We start from the raw sequence: 17,472 nt of genomic DNA on the forward strand, positions 1-17,472 counted from the left end.
GCGGCCGTTACCTACGTCTGAGGTGTTTCCGCGCTACGCTGAAGTCTGTTCGGCTGGCGCAGTTCCTTTGACGCAGGTACCGGGGATTCGAGCGGATGTTCAGTGGCAAAACCGACGACAGGGGCTTGTGGGCGGGCATCCAGGCCGGTGTGCTGTTCTTTCTCGCCGCCCTGGCCTGCATCTACCTGTCGCGCCAGCCTGCCACCATCGCGGCGATCTGGCTGCCCAACGCGATCCTCACCGCCGCCCTGCTGCGCGCGCCGCTGCGCCAGTGGCCGGCGATCCTGCTCTGCTCCGCCGTGGCCAACCTGGCGGCCAACCGCCTGTATGGCGACAGCCTGTGGATGAGCACGGCGTTCCTGCCGGCCAACCTGAGCGAAGCGATCTTCGCCGCGATGCTGTTACGCATCAACCGGGTGCGCGAGGACTTCGAGTTCAACCTGCATTCGGCGGTTCGCGTGCTCTGGGCCGGCGCGCTGATCCCGCCCTTGCTCGGTGCCTCGGTGGGCGCGGTGCTGGTCAGCGTCTTCGGCATGGGGCGTTTCCCGGAAATGTGGGCGCGCTGGTATGTGGGCGATGCGATGGGCATGCTCGCGCTGCTGCCGTTGTGCATGGCCAGCAACCTGGCGGCCTGGCGTCACGCTCTGTCGGGGCGGGCGGGAGTGGACAACGCGATGCTCCTGCTGGTGACCCTGGTGATCAGCTTCGTGGCCCTGACGCGCCTGCCCTACGCCTTCATCTACGTGCTCCTGCCGCTGCTGGTGGCCGCCGCCAGCACCAGCGTGTTCGGCACCGCGCTGATCGGCTGCCTGAACACCTGTTTCATCGCCGTGCTGATCGCCCTCGGCGTGTTCGTCCCCGAGTCGTCCCAGCAGCGTTTCGGCGAGCCGCTGCTGTACCTGCCGATGGCCTTGACCCTCATTCCCGCCTTCCTGGTCTCGGTGATCATGGAGCGCAGCCGCCGCGAGCAGCATCAGGTGGCCATCGGCGAGGCGCAGTTCCGCGGCGCCATGGAATTCTCGGCGATCGGCATGGCCCTGGTGTCGCTGGAGGGGCGGCTGTTCAAGGTCAACGAGGCGCTGTGCCGGATGCTCGGCTATTCCGCCGAACGCCTGGGCGAGCTGTCGTTCCAGGAGATCACCTATGTGGACGACCTGGAACTGGACCTCGACCTGGTGCGCGACCTGCTCGCCGGGCGTATCAACTCCTACCAGATGGAGAAGCGCTACCTGCGCCAGGACGGCGAAACCTTCTGGGCGCGCATCAGCGTGTCGCTGGTGCGCGACGAGGAGGGAGTCGCCCAGTACTTCGTCACCCAGGTGGAGGATATCGACAGTCGCAAGCGTGCCGAGCTGGAGCGCGAGCGCCTCGCCGAACGGATCAAGCTGGCCACCGACGCCGGGCAGATCGGCATCTGGGAGTGGGACCTGGCGCGCAACCGCCTGCACTGGGATTTCCGCATGTTCGACCTGTACGGCATCCGCAGCGGTCCCGGGGAGACCACGGTGGAGCAGTGGAAGGCGAGCCTGCATGCCGAGGATCACGACCGCGTGCTGCGCGAGCTGGAGCGCGCCGTCAGCGGGTTGCAGAAATTCGACTGCGAGTTCCGTATCGTCCGCCCCAACCGCGAGGTTCGCCACCTGCGGGCGATCGCCACGCTGACGCGCGACGAGGACAACCGTCCGGTGCGGATGATCGGCATCAACAGCGACATCACCGAGATCCGCACCCTGGCGGAAACCCTGCACGAGGAAAAGGAACGCCTGCAGGTGACCCTGTATTCCATCGGCGATGCCGTGTTGACCACCGACGCCGGCGGCCGCGTGACCTTCATGAACCCGGTGGCCGAGGCGATGACCGGCTGGACCTTGCAGGACGCCATCGGCGCGCCCCACGAACTGGTCTTCAACGTGCTCGACAGCGACACCGGCGAGGCCCTGGAAAGCCCGGTGCGACGCTGCCTGCAGAACACCCGGGTGTTCTACCTGGAGGACGGCGCCACGCTGATCAGCCGCAAGGGCGAGCAGCACGATATCCAGAATTGCGCGGCGCCGGTGCGCACCCGCGATGGCGAGATCATCGGCACCGTGCTGGTGTTCCAGAACGTCACCAAGGCCCGGGCGATGCAGCGCGAGCTGAGCTATCACGCCTCCCACGATGCCCTCACCGGGCTGTTCAACCGCACCAAGTTCGAGGAGGAGCTGCAACGCGCCCTGGCCAACGCCCAGGAGCGGGCGACCCAGCATGCGCTGTGCTTCATCGACCTCGACCGCTTCAAGGTGGTCAACGATTCCGCCGGGCACGCGGCGGGCGACATGCTGCTGCGTGAGCTGAGCCGGATTCTCGCCGACCGCACCCGCGCCTCCGACACCCTGGCGCGGCTGGGCGGCGACGAGTTCGGCCTGCTGCTGTTCGATTGCGACCTGGCGGAGGCGGAGCAGGTGGCGAGCAAGCTCATCGAGCAGATCTGCTCGGTGCGCTTCCCCTGGGAAGGGCGGCTCTACGACGTGGGCGCGAGCATCGGCATCACCGCCCTTACCGCCACCTCGCGCAGCACCAGCGAACTGATGAGCCAGGCCGACGTGGCCTGCTACGCGGCCAAGCATGCCGGGCGCAACCGGGTCTCGGTGTACCAGTTCGGCCATGAGGAAGTGGAGCGCCAGCACCGCGACATACTCCTCGCCAGCGGGCTGCGCGAGGCCCTGGAGAACGACCGCTTCCAGTTGCAGGCGCAGGAGATCGTCCCGGTCGGCCCCCGCCGCGACGGCGACCGGCACTACGAGCTGCTGCTGCGACTGTACGATCCGGATGGCCAGATGACTCCGCCGGGCGCCTTCATCCCGGCCGCCGAGCGCTTCAACCTGATGGCCAGCATCGACCGCTGGGTGATCAACGAGGCGCTGATCAACTTCGGCGCGCGGATCGCCGCGGTGGAGGGCCTGAGCATCGGCATCAACCTGTCCGGCAACTCGCTCAACGACCCGCTGTTCCTGCCTTACCTGCTGGATCGCATCGAACACTCGCCGCTGAGGCCGGAGCGCCTGTACTTCGAGCTGACCGAGACGGCGTTGATGAACCAGTTGTCGGTGGCTTCGCGGATCGTCGCCAAGCTGCGCGACCTCGGCTGCAAGGTGGCGCTGGACGACTTCGGCTCCGGCCTGAGTTCCTTCAATTACCTGAAGAATTTCGTCGTCGACGTGATCAAGATCGACGGCAGCTTCGTCCGCAACCTGGACAAGAGCCCAGTGGACCAGGCCATCGTCGACTCCATCAACCAGATCGCCCACCGCCTGGGCGCGGTGACCGTGGCCGAGTTCGTCGAGAGCCGGGAAATCCTCGATCACCTGGCGCGCCTCGGGGTGGATTTCGCCCAGGGCTACGCGGTCGGGCGGCCGCAGCCGTTCGCCACGGTGCTCGACCAACTGCGCAGCGGGCTTCGTCGCCAGGAGCTGGGCTGAGCTTCAGGCTTCCGCCTGGTGCCGGTACGCGCCGGGGGTGAGGCCGGTCCACTTCTTGAACGCGCGATGGAAGGCCGAGGGCTCGGAAAAGCCGAGCTGCTCGGCGATGTCCTGGATCGACAGCTCGTCCCGACCCAGGTGGTAGATCGCCAGGTCGCGGCGCAGGTGGTCCTTGAGTTGCTGGAAGCTGCCGCCTTCCTCGCGCAGGTGGCGTCGCAGGGTCTGCGAACTCATGTGCAGCTGGCGGGCGACCTGGTCGAGGTCCGGCCAGCGCCGGCAGTCGCGGCCGAGCAGGCGGCGGATCTGGCTGGTCAGGCTGTCGCCGCCGTCCGGGCGCGCCAGCAGGTCGGCGGGAGAGTGCTGGAGGAACTGCTTGAGGGTGCGTTCGTCCTGCAGCAGCGGCATGCCCAGGTAGCGGGCGGCGAACAGCAGGCTGGTGCAGCCGGCGGAAAACCGCCGGGGGCAGGGAAACAGCAGGTCGTACTCGGCCTGGTGGTCCGGCGCCGGGTAGCTGAAGGTGGCTTCCTCCAGGCGGATGCGCTGGCCGATCAGCCAACTGGCGAGGCGGTGCCAGATCACCAGCAGGCTTTCGGCGAGAAAGTGATCCGGGTCCGACAGGTGGCGTTCCTCGAGGCTCAGGCGCACCAGGTCGCCTTCGCGCCGCAGGTGGATCAGCGGCGCCTGGGGGAACAGGCCGTAGAACAGTTCGCCGCGCTGCAGGGCCTTTTCCAGGGTCCGGCAATGAATCAGGGTGTGGCACATCATGGCGAAGGTGCCGCGCTTGCTGCGGACTTCGCCGAAGCCCATGTATTCGTCGTCCAGCACTTCCCAGAGCAACTGCATCAGGCGGGTGAACTGCTCCGGCGCGATGCGTGCCCGCGGTTCGTCCAGCAGGGCCGGCTGGATGCCGGCGCGACGCAGCAGGGCGGGGCCGTCCAGGCCTTGGCGCGTGGCCCCGCGCAACGCGGCGCGGACGAAATGGCTGGCGATGGTGCGCTCACGCATGGCGGCGTCCTTGTTGTTGGAACGGCGATGGTAGGGCGCCACCCGGAAGACGACAAGGGTGGTGGCGGACTCCCGCCATGCTCGCGCGGCACAGCCGGCCCGCCGGGCGGTAATCCGCCACGCTTAGCCCGCTATGCAATTTTCATTTTTTATTTAACTTGTTGATATATAAGGATTTTATTTAGAGAAAGAGCATCCTGGCACAGCCTCTGCAATGCCTGGGCAAGGTTCCGCCGCGGCGGTTCACGACAAAAAATCTCCCCAGCAAGGGGGGTAACGCTACCGGTGAGCGCGTTCCAGGGAACTGGCGAAGCGCCCCCGTGAGGACTCTGCCCATGACCAAACAACCCTTCTACAAGAGCCTGTACGTGCAGGTTCTGGTCGCCATCGCCATCGGTATCGCGCTCGGCCACTGGTACCCGGAAACGGCGGTGGCGATGAAGCCGTTCGGCGACGGCTTCGTCAAGCTGATCAAGATGGCCATCGCGCCGATCATCTTCTGCACCGTGGTCACCGGCATCGCCGGCATGCAGAGCATGAAGTCGGTCGGCAAGACCGGCGGCATGGCGCTGCTGTACTTCGAGGTCGTCTCCACCGTGGCCCTGATCATCGGCCTGGTAGTGGTCAACGTGGTCCAGCCGGGCGCCGGCATGCACGTCGACCCGAACACCCTCGACACCAGCAAGATCGCTGCCTACGCCGCTGCCGGCGAGAAGCAGAGCACCGTCGACTTCCTGATGAACGTGATCCCCGGCACCGTGGTCGGCGCGTTCGCCAACGGCGACATCCTCCAGGTCCTGTTCTTCTCCGTGCTCTTCGGCTACGCCCTGCATCGCCTGGGCAGCTACGGCAAGCCGGTGTTCGAGTTCATCGAGCGCGTCTCCCGCGTGATGTTCAACATCATCAACGTGATCATGAAGGTCGCCCCGATCGGCGCGTTCGGCGCCATGGCCTTCACCATCGGCGCCTACGGCGTGGGTTCGCTGGTGCAGCTCGGCCAACTGATGCTGTGCTTCTACATCACCTGCATCCTGTTCGTGCTCATCGTCCTCGGCGGCATCGCCCGCGCCCACGGCTTCAGCATCCTGCGCTTCATCAAGTACATCCGCGAGGAACTGCTGATCGTGCTGGGCACCTCGTCTTCCGAGTCGGCCCTGCCGCGGATGATCGACAAGATGGAGAAGCTCGGCTGCAACAAGTCGGTGGTCGGCCTGGTGATTCCCACCGGTTACTCCTTCAACCTCGACGGCACCTCGATCTACCTGACCATGGCCGCGGTGTTCATCGCCCAGGCCACCGATACGCCGATGGACATCACCCACCAGATCACCCTGCTGCTGGTGCTGCTGATCGCTTCCAAGGGCGCCGCCGGCGTCACCGGCAGCGGCTTCATCGTGCTCGCCGCGACCCTTTCCGCCGTCGGCCACCTGCCGGTCGCCGGCCTGGCGCTGATCCTCGGCATCGACCGCTTCATGTCCGAAGCCCGCGCGCTGACCAACCTGGTCGGCAACGGCGTGGCCACGGTAGTGGTTTCCAAGTGGTGCAAGCAGCTCGACGAGGGCACCTTGCAGCGCGAACTGGCCGGCGAGGGCAACGCTTCGTCGCCTGCCAGCGATATTCCGGTGGGCGGCCGCGAAGCGGTCTAAGCTCAAACCTGTTCGGCAGGGGGAAGTGAAGAGCTCCCTGCCGCCCTTCGAACCCGCCCTCGTGGCGGGTTTTTTTATGCCTCGGCAGCGGCCTGCTCGCGCAGCCAGGCGAGGAACAGCGAGAGGGGTGCTCGTTGCGCCGCTCCTGGCAGGCTCACCGCGTAATAGGCGAAGCGGCTCGGCCAGGGCCGCTCGAGGGCGACCGCCAGGCGGCCGCTGGCGATCTCGGCGCGGGCATGGATCTCCCGTACCAGCGCGATACCCTGGCCGGCCTCGGCGGCGCGAACCAGCAGCAGGTCGTCGGCGAAAGCCGGACCTCTCTCGCTGCGCGGGTCGTCCTCCACCTCCATCGCCCGCAGCCACAGGCGCCAGTCATTGCGCTCCGACTCCTGCAACAGCGGGTAGGCCAGGCAATCGATCGCTTCGCGGATCTCAGGGCCTTCCGCCAGCAGGCGCGGGCTGGCCACCGGGATCAGCGGCGGGGCCATCAGCGCCTGCACGTCGAGTCCGGGGTAGTCGCCGAGCCCGTGGCGGATGGCGACGTCGATTCGTTCCCGGCGCAGGTCGGCGAGCAGTGCCGTAGCCTCCACGCGGACTTCCACCTGCGGGTGCGACGCGCTGAATTGACCGAGGCGCGGCACCAGCCATGTGGCGGCGAAGGAGGGCTCGGTGCTGACCGTGAGGGTCTGGCGGGCATTGATCGCCTCCAGCTGGGCAAGGCTCGCGGTGATCTGCTCGAAGGCCTGGCGGAAGCCGGGATAGACCTGCTCGCCCTCCGGCGTCAGGCGCATGCCATGGCTGAAGCGCTGGAACAGGACGACGCCGGTGCGCGCCTGCAGAGCCCTGAGCTGCTGGCTTACCGCGCCGGGAGTGACGCCCATGGCCGCGGCCGCGCGGGTGAGATTGCCATGGCGGGCGGTTTCGACGAAAGCGCGTAGCGCGAGGAGCGGGAGGACGGCACCCATGAATTCAGTTTTTCTATAAACAGGTTGTAGAAAGGATCGTTTTTCATCCGCCGACCTGGGCTTCAGCATGTGTGGCGAAACGAGAGACTTTAGCCTAGCTGCTTTCTTCGGTGTGCGGGAAGCGGCCGAGGCGGTTTCCCCGGTCGGCGCCGCCCCCATCGCCCAGGCGCCGGATAGTCCAGCGCTGCAAGGATACTTGCCATGCCTTCCCTCCAGCTCTACAGCGACAGTTCACCCAACGGATTCAAGATCACCATCGCCCTCGAGGAACTGGGGCTGCCCTACGCACTGCACCACGTTCGCATCGACCATGGCGAGCAACGCCGCCCGGAATTCCTGCGCCTGAATCCACATGGCCGGATACCGGTGCTGGTAGACCGGGCCGCCGGCATCACCCTGTTCGAGTCGGCGGCGATCCTGCAGTACCTGGCGGAGACCAGCGGGCGGTTGCTTCCCGACGCCCCCCGGGAACGCTGGGAGGCCCTGACCTGGCTGACTTTCCATGCTTCCAGCATGGGCCCCATCCTCGGCCAGCGCGTGCATTTCGAGATCTTCGCCGAAGAGCGGTACCCGCCGGCCATCGAACGCTATCGGCGGCTCTCCGAGGAGGTTTTCGCCACCCTCGACCAGCGCCTGGCCGGACGGCCCTGGCTGGCCGGTGAGCAATACTCCATCGCCGATATCGCCACCTTCGGCTGGACCCATACGGCGCGGATCGTCGACTTCGACTTCAGTCATTATCGCCACCTGGACGACTGGCACCGGCGCATGGCCCTGCGGCCTGCGGTGCAGCGCGGGATCCTCCTGCCGGAACCGGCGGTGGGTCCATGAGCGCCCTGCTGCAAGGCGCCTCGGCGCCGGCCTTCGTCGGGCACCCTGGCTATCGGCGCATGTTCGCCGCAGACGCGCTGACCCTGGGCCTGTTCCTGCCGTTGCGTTTCTACCAGGGCGACATGCGGGTGCTGCTGGGCCAGGCGCGGCTGGTCGAAGACATCGATCGACTGGGATTCGCCGCCGTCTGGGTACGCGACGTACCGTTGTTCGACCCACGCTTCGGCGATGCCGGACAAGTGTTCGATCCGTTCACCTATCTTGGCTATCTGGCCGGGCGGACCCGCCGTATCGCCCTGGCCACCGGCAGCGCGGTGCTTTCCCTGCGCCAACCGGTCGACCTGGCCAAGGCCGCGGCGAGCGTCGACCGGTTGTCCGGCGGACGCCTGGTGCTGGGCCTCGCCTCCGGCGACCGGCCGGTGGAGTTCCCCGCCTACGGGTTGGAGCATGCGCAGCGCGGCGAGCGGTTCGCCCAGGGCCTGGACTACCTGCGCCAGCTGCTGCACGGCTGCCGGCACGTCGCCTCGCCGCTCGGTACGCTGGACGACGCCGAACTGTTGCCGCGTCCGCCGGCCGGCGCCATCCCGCTGGTCGTCACCGGCTCCGCGCGGCAGCCGGCGGACTGGCTGGCACGCCAGGCGGATGGCTGGCTGACCTATCCGGAGTCGACTGTCGATGCGTCCGGGCCACGTCGCCTGGCCGGGAAGATCCGCGCCTGGAGGAGGTCCATCGCGGACGGCGGGTTCCGCCCGCACATGACCAACGAATGGCTGGACCTGGTGGACGACCCGGCGTATCCGCGTACGCCGTTGCACGGCGGCTACGTCCTGCGCACCGGGCGCAACGGCCTGATCGAGCTGCTCGGCGAATGGCGCGCGGCGGGCGTCAACCATGCCGCCCTGGGCATCCAGTTCTCCGCCAGGCCGGCAGCGGAAGTCATCCAGGAACTGGCCGAGGAGGTGCTGCCGTTGTTCCCGTCCCACCCGGGCGTGCAGCCGGCGAGCATGGACTGGTAGCTGACCGATTCGGTCAACCGAGCCTGAGCGCTCGCGTCATTGAGGGCGCCGGCCGGCGCCGCCTACCCTGCGGAACCACTGACCGCAGGGAGTCCCCGTACATGCAACGGCAGATCTTCGAGACCGAACACAACCTGTTCCGCGATGCCTTCCGCGCCTTTCTCGACAAAGAGGTGGTGCCGCACCAGGACGCCTGGGAAGAGGCCGGGGTGGTCGACCGCGCTGTCTGGAGGAAGGCGGGGGAGGTGGGCTTCCTGCTGCCCTGGGCGGACGAGGAGTACGGTGGCGCCGGGCTCAAGGACTTCCGCTACGAGCAGATCATGTGCGAGGAGCTGGCGCGGATCAACGAGCCGGGCTTCATGATCCCGCTGCACTCGGCGTTGTGCGGGCCGTACATCGCCGAATACGGTAGCGCCGAGCAGAAGGCCCGCCTGTTGCCGGGGATCGTCCGTGGCGAGACCATCCTCGCCGTGGCCATGACCGAGCCGTCCGCCGGCTCCGACCTGGCCGGCATGCGCAGCACCGCGGTGGACAAGGGCGACCACTGGCTGCTCAACGGCTCCAAGGTGTTCATCTCCAACGGCCTGCTGGCCGACCTGGTGATCGTCGCGGCGAAGACCGATCCGGCGAACAAGCACGCCATGGGCCTGTTCCTGGTGGAGCGCGGCATGCAAGGCTTCGAGCGCGGGCGCAACCTGAAGAAGCTCGGCATGAAGAGCCAGGACACCGCCGAGCTGTTCTTCAACAATGTGCGGGTGCCGAAGGAAAACCTGCTGGGCGACGCCAAGGGCGGCTTCTTCTACCTGATGAACATGCTCGCCCAGGAGCGCCTGACCAACGCCTGCGGCGCGGTGGCCGGGGCCGAGGCGGCGTTGCAGGCGACCATCGACTACGTGAAGGAGCGCCAGGCCTTCGGCCGGCCGGTGGCGCACTTCCAGAACACCCGCTTCAAGCTCGCCGAAATGCGTACCCAGATCGACGTGGCGCAGGTCTTCACCGACCGCTGCGTGATGGACCACAACCAGAAGAAGCTGTCCCCCGAGGTCGCCGCCGAAGCCAAGCTGTTCACCACCGAGCTGCTGGGCAAGGTGGTCGACGAAGGCGTGCAACTGCATGGCGGCTGGGGCTACATGTGGGAGTATCCGATCTGCAGGATGTACGCCAACGCCCGCATCCAGCGGATCTTCGCCGGTACCTCGGAGATCATGAAAGAGATCATCAGCCGCGGCATGAAGCTCTGACGCCACGGCCATGTCGCGCCGCGTGGCGGGTGGATAGGCTGCTCCGCAGGCGATCCCGACCAATGCCCGGCGACCCAGAGGAGGGAGCATGAAAGGCCCGTTGTCATCGTTGAAAGTGCTGGATTTCTCGACCCTGTTGCCGGGGCCGTTCGCCTCGCTGCTGCTGGCCGACATGGGGGCCGACGTGCTGCGCGTGGAGTCGCCCGGGCGCATGGACCTTGTGCGGGTGCTGCCGCCGCACGTCGACGGCACCTCGGCCAGCCATGCCTACCTGAACCGCAACAAGCGTTCCATCGGCCTCGACCTGAAGCGGCAGGGCGCACGCGAGGTGGTGCTGGAGCTGGTACGCGAATACGACATCGTCCTCGAACAGTTCCGTCCGGGGGTGATGGACAAGCTCGGCGTCGGCTACGAGGCGCTGAAGGCGGCGAACCCGCGGCTGATCTACGTGGCCATCACCGGCTACGGCCAGACCGGGCCGTACCGCGAGCGCGCCGGGCATGACATCAACTACCTGGCGCTGGCCGGCGTCGCCAGCTACACCGGGCGCCGCGAGCGTGGCCCGTTGCCGCTGGGGGTGCAACTGGCGGACCTCGCCGGCGGTTCGTTGCATGGCGTGATGGGCCTGCTGGCGGCGGTCATCCACCGGCAGCAGACCGGCGAGGGGCAGTTCGTCGACATCAGCATGACCGACTGCGTCTTCAGCCTGAACGGCATGGCCGGTGCAGGCTATCTCGCGGCCGGGGTCGAGCCGGAGATGGAGGCGCTGGCGCTGAACGGCGGCAGCTTCTACGACTACTACCGCACCCGCGATGGCCGCTGGTTCTCGGTGGGCAGCCTGGAACCGCAGTTCATGCAGCAGTTCTGCGCCGCCATCGGCCGCCCGGAACTGGCCGCCCGCGGCCTGTCGCCGAAGCCGGAAGAGCAGCGGGCGCTGAAGCGCGAGATCGAGATGGAGTTCGAGAAACGCGACTTCGCCGAATGGCAGGCGGTGTTCGCCGCCCTGGATGCCTGCGTGGAGCCGCTGCTGCCGCTCTCCGAGGCGCTGGAACACCCGCAGTTGCAGGCGCGCGGGCTGGTCGCCCGGGTGCCGCTGGCGGACGGCGGCAGCCAGGCGCAGATGGCCTGTCCGATCAAGTTTTCCGCCGGCCTGCCGGCGCCTCGCCACATCGGCGCGGCGCTCGGCGCCGACACCGTGGCGGTGCTCGAAGGCCTGGGCTACTCCGCCGAACGGATCGCCGAGCTGAAGGCGGCCGGGGCCATCGCCTGAATCACTCGCGGAGCACTTCGCCGGTGAACACCAGGGTCGCCTTGCAGCGCCGGCAGTAGTAGCGGCGCCCCTTGGCCACCAGGGTGTGGCGTTGCGGGGAGAACGGGAAGTCGTTGTGCTCCGGGCAATGGCAGCGGTACAGGTAGCGGGTGGTGGCGCGGCGCTTGACCGCGTAGGTGTGGCAGCGGTCCGGCGGCAGGCCGTAGATGCCGCGCATGATCAACTGCCACTCCTCGCCGTGGGGGCGGATGCGCGGGCCGAACAACTGGTGCGCGATCAGGTGCGCGACTTCGTGGGCCACGGTCTGTTCCAGGAAGTGCTCGCGGTTCTCGCGGTACAGCTGGGGATTGAAGCGCAGCAGGTTCTCGTCGAGATGGGCGACCCCGGCTTTCTGGCCGCGCAGGCGGAAGCTGACGGTCGGGCGGGGGAAGCTGCGTTGGAAGAAGTGTTCGGCCTGCCGATAGCAGGCCTCGACGCGGGCGTTGAGGTGTTCGGGCATTCGGGAAGACTCCAGCAGCGGGCGATTATGCCGGAGACAGGAGGGCGGGCGCAGGTGTCGGGACGACCGCTCGTCCGGGGTGCAGGATCAGGCAAGCGCGGCGGCGGGCAAGAAAAAACCGGGCGGCGGTTGCCCGCGGCCCGGTCGTACGATGCGTTCGCTGGACGTCAGCTGGTGTATTCCGGGCCGACCCCGCTGCCCCAGAGGATCACCGACAGGGCGATCATCGCCACCAGCACCACCAGGCCCACCGCCAGCACCGAGCTGGAGAACAGGAAGCCTTCGTCCTTGTGGATGTTCATGAAGGTGGGAATCCCCACGTAGAGCAGGTAGACCGTGTAGCTGATCGCCGCCACCCCGACGATCATTCCCAGCCAGAGGTGCGGATACAGCGCCGCCAGCCCGGCGATGAACAGCGGCGTGGCGTTGTAGGCGGCGAACACGATGCACTGGGTCAGGCTCGGGTTGGCGTCGTAGGTCCGCGCCATCCAGTGGATGAACGCGCCCATCACCGCCACCCCGGCGAGCATCGCCAGGTAGGTGAGGACCGTCATCTGCAACGCGCTGGCCTGGGTCAGCTTGACCGGATCGCCGCCGCCGACCACCCAGCCGACCTGGGTCGTGCCGATATAGGCGGAAATCGCCGGAATGGCAGCCAGGATCAGGATGTGGGTCAGGTACATGTGGCTGATGCTTTCTTCTTCGCCACGGATTTCCTGCCATTCCTGATCGGGATGGGTGAAGAGCCCCCATACATGATGGATCATGCCGTTTCCTCCTCGTTCTTATGTGGTCGCCCCCCAGCGAAGCGCCGGGCGCGCATGGACAGCGCCACCCGGTGCTCGGCCGACCTATGCGACCTTATGTCGCAGTATAGGAACGGCCCGACCCCGCGTCGCTCGCGGGGTTAGAGCAAATCGAAGCTTCACGGCCGGCTGTAATAGCGTTGCAGTATTTCCATCGCCTTGTTGATCGATTGCAGGCGCGCGGTGCTGCCGCCGCGGTCGGGATGGTGCTGGCTGACCAGTTGCCGGTAGCGCAGCTTGATGGCGGGATAGTCGACCGCGCCTTCCAGCTCGAACAGGGCGAGGGCGGCGGCCTTCTCCTCGCTGCCCTGCATGCGCGTCCAGAAACTCTGCAGCAACCGCTCGACGTCGGCCTCGCTGGTCTCCCCCAGGTGACGCAGGTCGAGGTAGTAGTCGCGCAGCGGATCGCCCTGTTCCAGCGCCTGCGTGCCATCCACGTAAGGATGCAGGCGCAGGCTCAGCGGGCTGATCTCCAGGTGCGCCTCGCGCTCGGCCCAGAGGTGGTCGCGCAGGTGGTAGAGCGCGTTGAACAGGAGGAAATGGGTGCGGAACAGCACCAGCTTGTCGGCCAGTTCGCGATGGGGGATATGCGTCGAATGGCGGGCCTTCAGCAGCTGGATCAACTGGTATTCGGAAAGCCCCTCGGGATGCTCGCGCAGCAGGCAGAGGATCTGCCCGGCGAGGTCGAGGCGGTGGTCGAGGTCGGGAGTCATGGGGCAAGACTAGCATCGGGCGTCGGGAGGGGCTGGGGTCGGCGTCGCTTTGTGCGTAAAATAGCCAGCTTTTCTCCTCGAACACCCGGATTCCAGAGCACCATGGGCACCCTTTCGGTCAATCAGAACAAACTGCAGAAGCGCCTGCGCCGCCTGGCCGGCGAGGCCATCACCGACTTCAACATGATCGAGGATGGCGACAAGGTCATGGTCTGCCTGTCCGGCGGCAAGGACAGCTACACCATGCTCGACATCCTGCTCTACCTGCAGAAGGTCGCGCCGATCCGCTTCGAGATCGTCGCGGTGAACATGGACCAGAAGCAGCCCGGTTTTCCCGAGCACGTCCTGCCGGAGTACCTGAAGTCGATCGGCGTCGAGTACCACATCGTCGAGAAGGACACCTACTCGGTGGTCAAGGAGAAGATCCCGGAAGGCAAGACCACCTGCTCGCTGTGCTCGCGCCTGCGCCGCGGCACGCTGTACACCTTCGCCGACGAGATCGGCGCGACCAAGATGGCCCTCGGTCACCATCGCGACGACATCCTCGAAACCTTCTTCCTCAACATGTTCTACGGCGGCACCCTGAAGGCCATGCCGCCGAAGCTGCTGGCCGACGACGGGCGCAACGTGGTGATCCGGCCGCTGGCCTATTGCAGCGAGAAGGACATCGAGGCCTATTCCCAGCTCAAGGAGTTCCCGATCATCCCCTGCAACCTCTGCGGTTCGCAGGAGAACCTGCAGCGCCAGGTGGTCAAGGAAATGCTGCTGGAATGGGAACGCAAGTCGCCGGGGCGTACCGAGATCATGTTCCGCGCCCTGCAGAACGTGGTGCCGTCGCAACTGGCCGACCGCAACCTGTTCGACTTCGCCAACCTGCGCATCGACGAGAACGCCACGCCGCGCTTCCTCGACGTGATGAACCTCTGAGCCGCGCCGCGGGTCAGTTCTTCTCTCCGGTCTGCAAGGATTCCCGATGCGCGACTACGCCTGGATGTACGAATACTGCCTGAACCGCTTCGGCTCCAGGGAGGCGCTGGAAGCGCGCCTGCCGCAGCCGAAGAGCGCCGCCGAGCTGTGCGCGCTGGGCGACGACCGCTACCTGTCGCTGATCAGCCTGCGGATCTTCCGCGCCGGCCTCAAGCACAGCCTGGTGGACGCCAAGTGGCCGGCCTTCGAGGAAGTGTTCTTCGGCTTCGATCCGCAGAAGGTCGTGCTCATGAGCGCCGAGCATCTCGAGCGGCTGATGCAGGACGCCCGCCTGATCCGCCACCTGGGCAAGCTCAAGAGCGTGCCGCGCAATGCGCAGATGGTGCTCGACCTGGCCCGCGAGCATGGCAGCTTCGGCAACTTCCTCGCGGATTGGCCGGAAACCGACATCGTCGGCCTGTGGAAGCTGCTGTCCAAGCGCGGCAACCAGCTCGGCGGCTTGTCGGCGCCGCGTTTCCTGCGGATGGCCGGCAAGGATACCTTCATTCCCAGCGACGACATGGTCGCCGCGCTGAAGGCCCAGGAGATCATCGACAAACCGCCCACCAGCCTCAAGGACCTGGCGGCCGTCCAGGGAGCCTTCAACCAGTGGCGCGAGGAGAGCGGCCGGCCGCTGTGCCAGCTGTCGGTGATGCTGGCGCATACGGTCAATCACTGAGCTAGAGGCTCAGCCGACCGCTGCCGATCATCCATAGCGCCGCCAGCGCGAGGACCAGCACCAGCGCCGCGACGCTGCCTTCGGCGCGATTGCCGAACGCCGGCAGACCGCGCTGACGACGGGCATGCAGGAAGAAGCCGAGGCCCGGCGCGTAGAGGATCATCGACAGCAGCAGGTATTTCAGCCCGGCGGCGTAGATCAGCCAAACCCCGTAGAGCGTCCCCAACAGCGCCAGCGCCAGCATCGCGCCCGAGTGCGGGCGGCGCGCCACCAGCTTCAGGCAGAAGCCGGCGCAGAGCAGGTAGGGGATCAGCGCCATCGAGGTGGCCAACTGGATCAGCGCGTTGTAGCCCGAGGCGTTGAGGAAGGCCACCAGCAGCAGCGCAGAGATCAGCGTGCTGGTCAGCCACAGTGCCGGCGCTGGGGTTTCCACCGCATTGGTGCGGCCGAACAGTGCCGGCGCGGTGTGCGTTGGGCCACGGCTGGCCAGGTAGAGCATTTCCACCGCGAGCATGGTCCAGGCCAGCAGCGCGCCGCCGACCGAAACGATCAGCCCGACGTTGATCAGCGTGGCGCCCCAGGGGCCCACCGCCGCGGCCATCACCTGGGCCATCGAGGGGTTCTTCATCTGCGCCAGTTCGTGCTGCGGCACCACGCCCAGCGACAGCACCGAGACGCAGACCAGCAACAGCAGGGTGACCACGAAGCCGAGCAGGGTTGCGCGGCTGACATCGGCCGCGTGCCGCGCGTGGCTGGCATAGACCGTGGCGCTCTCGATGCCGAGGAATACCCAGACGGTGTAGAGCATGGTGGTTTCCACCTGGCGGGTGACGCTGCCCAGTGCCGGGCTGCCCCAGAAGTCCAGGTGAAAGGTCTCGATGCGGAAGGCCAGGGCTACGCAGAGGATGAACAGGGCGATCGGCACCACCTTGGCGAGGGTTACGATAGCGTTGGTGATCGCCGCGTTGTGCACGCCGTGGAGGACGAAGGCATGCATCAGCCAGAGCACCGTCAATTCGCCGAGCAGCGCCGGCCAGGTGGTTCCGTCGCCGAAGAAGGCCAGCGCGCCGAATGAGCCGAGGGCGCTGAACAGCACCACCAGGTAGCCGGCGTTGCCGACCCAGGCGGAAATCCAGTAGCCCCAGGCGGCATTGAACCCCAGGTATTCGCCGAAGCCTTCGCGGGCGTAGCCGTAGACGCCGTCGTCCAGTTCGGGGCGGGTGGTCGACAGCCACTGGAATATCCGCGTCAGGGTCAGCATGCCGACGAAGGTGATCGCCCAGGCGATCAGGATCGCGCCTGCGCCTGCGCCTTCGGCCATGTTCTGCGGCAGGCTGAAGATGCCGCTGCCGATGATGCCGCCCACCACCAGCGCGGTCAGCGCCGGCAGCCCCAGTTTTCCCTTGTCCGAATCGGCCATGTGGCACCTCCGAAACTGCATCCGGTATGTCGCGCCAGGCGCAGGCGGAGCCTGCGCCGGGGTGCGACGGCGGGAGGCGGCGGGTCGGTCCGCCGCGGCATGGTTCAGAAGCGCAGTGACATGCAACTGACGCCGCCGTCGATCTTGCGGTATTCGGAGGTGTCCACCTCGATCACCCGGTAGCCGAGGCGGGCGATCTTCTCGCGGGTCCGGGGATAGCCGGCGGGCATGATCACCCTTTCGTTGACCCAGATGCAGTTGGCTGCGTAGGACTCCTCTTCGGGGATCTCGATGATGTTGAAGTCCTGGAACTCCGGCTTGCTGACGAACTCGCCGGCGGCCAGCAGGTTGTTGTGTTCCAGGTAGGCGAGCCCGGTCTTCAGGTGCAGGACCTTTTCCAGGCGCACCACCGAGCCGCTGAGGCCATGTTTCTCCAGGATCGCGATCATCTGCCGGGCGCCCTCGGCGTTGGTGCGGGCCGATTCGCCGATGTAGAAGTGGTCGCCGACCATCATGATGTCGCCGGCTTCCACCGTGCCGGGTGCCTCGATGCGCTCGACCTTGCCCGGATAGAAGCGCTGCACGGTTTCCTCGATGATCTCGGTCTCGCCGCGCCGCGATTCGGCGCCGGGGCGGGTGATGATGGCGCAGCGCGAGGTGCAGAGCACCGGGTCCTCGACGAACACCGAGTCGGGGAAGCGTTCGTCCGGCGGCAGCAGGGTGATGTCCACGTCGCAGGTCTGCAAGGCGCGGATGTAGGCGTTGTGCTGCTCCAGGGCCCTGGCGTAGTCCGGCTTGCCGAGGTGGCTGGAGGTCAGGCCGTCGACCAGGCTGCGGGCGGGCGTGCGAGCGATGATGTGCTTGAACATGACGATTTTCCTCGTGTGGGGACGACGAGGTCGTTGCAAGCCACGCGCCAGCCAACGCCCGGGAATTGCCTTGGAAATCCTTGATAAA

The 17,472-nt window shown here is 66.8% G+C and carries 15 protein-coding genes; 8 read left to right on the forward strand and 7 right to left on the reverse strand.

What is annotated here, in order from left to right:
- The first annotated feature begins 95 nt into the window (after positions 1-95).
- The gene (locus tag HMPREF2924_RS22595) at positions 96-3,458 is read left to right on the forward strand and encodes a diguanylate cyclase (protein ID WP_003133814.1); all 3,363 of its coding nucleotides are present in this window, start codon (positions 96-98) and stop codon (positions 3,456-3,458) included.
- 3 nt (positions 3,459-3,461) lie between these two features.
- On the opposite strand, the gene HMPREF2924_RS22600 is transcribed toward HMPREF2924_RS22595, so the two are convergent.
- Positions 3,462-4,463: an AraC family transcriptional regulator gene (locus tag HMPREF2924_RS22600; protein ID WP_003133812.1), complete on the reverse strand. Its 1,002-nt coding sequence runs from the start codon at positions 4,461-4,463 to the stop codon at positions 3,462-3,464.
- A 335-nt stretch (positions 4,464-4,798) separates the two neighbouring features.
- Here HMPREF2924_RS22600 and dctA point away from each other — a divergent pair, with 335 nt between their 5' ends.
- On the forward strand, positions 4,799-6,109 hold the full coding sequence (dctA, locus tag HMPREF2924_RS22605; RefSeq protein ID WP_023124744.1) for a C4-dicarboxylate transporter DctC: 1,311 nt from the start codon (positions 4,799-4,801) through the stop codon (positions 6,107-6,109).
- Between the two features lie 74 nt (positions 6,110-6,183).
- On the opposite strand, the gene HMPREF2924_RS22610 is transcribed toward dctA, so the two are convergent.
- Positions 6,184-7,074: a LysR substrate-binding domain-containing protein gene (locus HMPREF2924_RS22610; RefSeq protein WP_003133808.1), complete on the reverse strand. Its 891-nt coding sequence runs from the start codon at positions 7,072-7,074 to the stop codon at positions 6,184-6,186.
- Positions 7,075-7,275: 201 nt separating this feature from the next.
- Here HMPREF2924_RS22610 and HMPREF2924_RS22615 point away from each other — a divergent pair, with 201 nt between their 5' ends.
- The 4 genes from HMPREF2924_RS22615 to HMPREF2924_RS22630 all read left to right on the forward strand — a co-directional run bounded on the left by HMPREF2924_RS22615 (position 7,276) and on the right by HMPREF2924_RS22630 (position 11,432).
- A complete protein-coding gene (locus tag HMPREF2924_RS22615; RefSeq protein ID WP_003112463.1) occupies positions 7,276-7,905 on the forward strand; it encodes a glutathione S-transferase family protein in 630 nt (209 codons plus the stop codon).
- The gene (locus tag HMPREF2924_RS22620) at positions 7,902-8,921 is read left to right on the forward strand and encodes an LLM class oxidoreductase (protein WP_003133807.1); all 1,020 of its coding nucleotides are present in this window, start codon (positions 7,902-7,904) and stop codon (positions 8,919-8,921) included. The genes HMPREF2924_RS22615 and HMPREF2924_RS22620 overlap by 4 nt, the downstream gene beginning before the upstream one ends.
- Before the next feature lie 101 nt (positions 8,922-9,022).
- Positions 9,023-10,162 (forward strand): acyl-CoA dehydrogenase family protein, encoded by a 1,140-nt coding sequence (locus HMPREF2924_RS22625; protein WP_003116345.1) that lies wholly within the window; start codon positions 9,023-9,025, stop codon positions 10,160-10,162.
- An 88-nt stretch (positions 10,163-10,250) separates the two neighbouring features.
- Positions 10,251-11,432 carry a CaiB/BaiF CoA transferase family protein gene (locus tag HMPREF2924_RS22630; protein ID WP_003125017.1) on the forward strand — a complete coding sequence of 394 codons (1,182 nt, stop codon included), beginning with the start codon at positions 10,251-10,253 and terminating at the stop codon, positions 11,430-11,432.
- 1 nt (position 11,433) lies between these two features.
- On the opposite strand, the gene HMPREF2924_RS22635 is transcribed toward HMPREF2924_RS22630, so the two are convergent.
- The 3 genes from HMPREF2924_RS22635 to HMPREF2924_RS22645 form a co-directional block, all read right to left on the reverse strand.
- On the reverse strand, positions 11,434-11,931 hold the full coding sequence (locus HMPREF2924_RS22635; protein ID WP_003082453.1) for a SprT family zinc-dependent metalloprotease: 498 nt from the start codon (positions 11,929-11,931) through the stop codon (positions 11,434-11,436).
- Between the two features lie 167 nt (positions 11,932-12,098).
- Positions 12,099-12,698: a Yip1 family protein gene (locus HMPREF2924_RS22640; protein ID WP_003082455.1), complete on the reverse strand. Its 600-nt coding sequence runs from the start codon at positions 12,696-12,698 to the stop codon at positions 12,099-12,101.
- A 158-nt stretch (positions 12,699-12,856) separates the two neighbouring features.
- Positions 12,857-13,450: a DNA-J related domain-containing protein gene (locus tag HMPREF2924_RS22645; protein ID WP_003082458.1), complete on the reverse strand. Its 594-nt coding sequence runs from the start codon at positions 13,448-13,450 to the stop codon at positions 12,857-12,859.
- Positions 13,451-13,552: 102 nt separating this feature from the next.
- Between HMPREF2924_RS22645 and ttcA the strand changes: the two genes are divergently transcribed.
- Positions 13,553-14,377, forward strand: a complete 825-nt coding sequence (ttcA, locus tag HMPREF2924_RS22650; protein WP_003082462.1) for a tRNA 2-thiocytidine(32) synthetase TtcA — start codon at positions 13,553-13,555, stop codon at positions 14,375-14,377.
- Positions 14,378-14,423: 46 nt separating this feature from the next.
- On the forward strand, positions 14,424-15,095 hold the full coding sequence (locus HMPREF2924_RS22655; protein ID WP_003109213.1) for a DNA-3-methyladenine glycosylase I: 672 nt from the start codon (positions 14,424-14,426) through the stop codon (positions 15,093-15,095).
- Position 15,096: 1 nt separating this feature from the next.
- On the opposite strand, the gene HMPREF2924_RS22660 is transcribed toward HMPREF2924_RS22655, so the two are convergent.
- On the reverse strand, positions 15,097-16,515 hold the full coding sequence (locus HMPREF2924_RS22660) for a basic amino acid/polyamine antiporter (protein WP_003082465.1): 1,419 nt from the start codon (positions 16,513-16,515) through the stop codon (positions 15,097-15,099).
- 104 nt (positions 16,516-16,619) lie between these two features.
- Entirely contained in the window at positions 16,620-17,384 is a 765-nt protein-coding gene (gene ddaH / locus HMPREF2924_RS22665; RefSeq protein ID WP_003133711.1) for a dimethylargininase, read from the reverse strand.
- Positions 17,385-17,472 lie beyond the last annotated feature (88 nt).

Source organism: Pseudomonas sp. HMSC063H08, from assembly GCF_001813645.1.
GTDB lineage: Bacteria > Pseudomonadota > Gammaproteobacteria > Pseudomonadales > Pseudomonadaceae > Pseudomonas > Pseudomonas aeruginosa.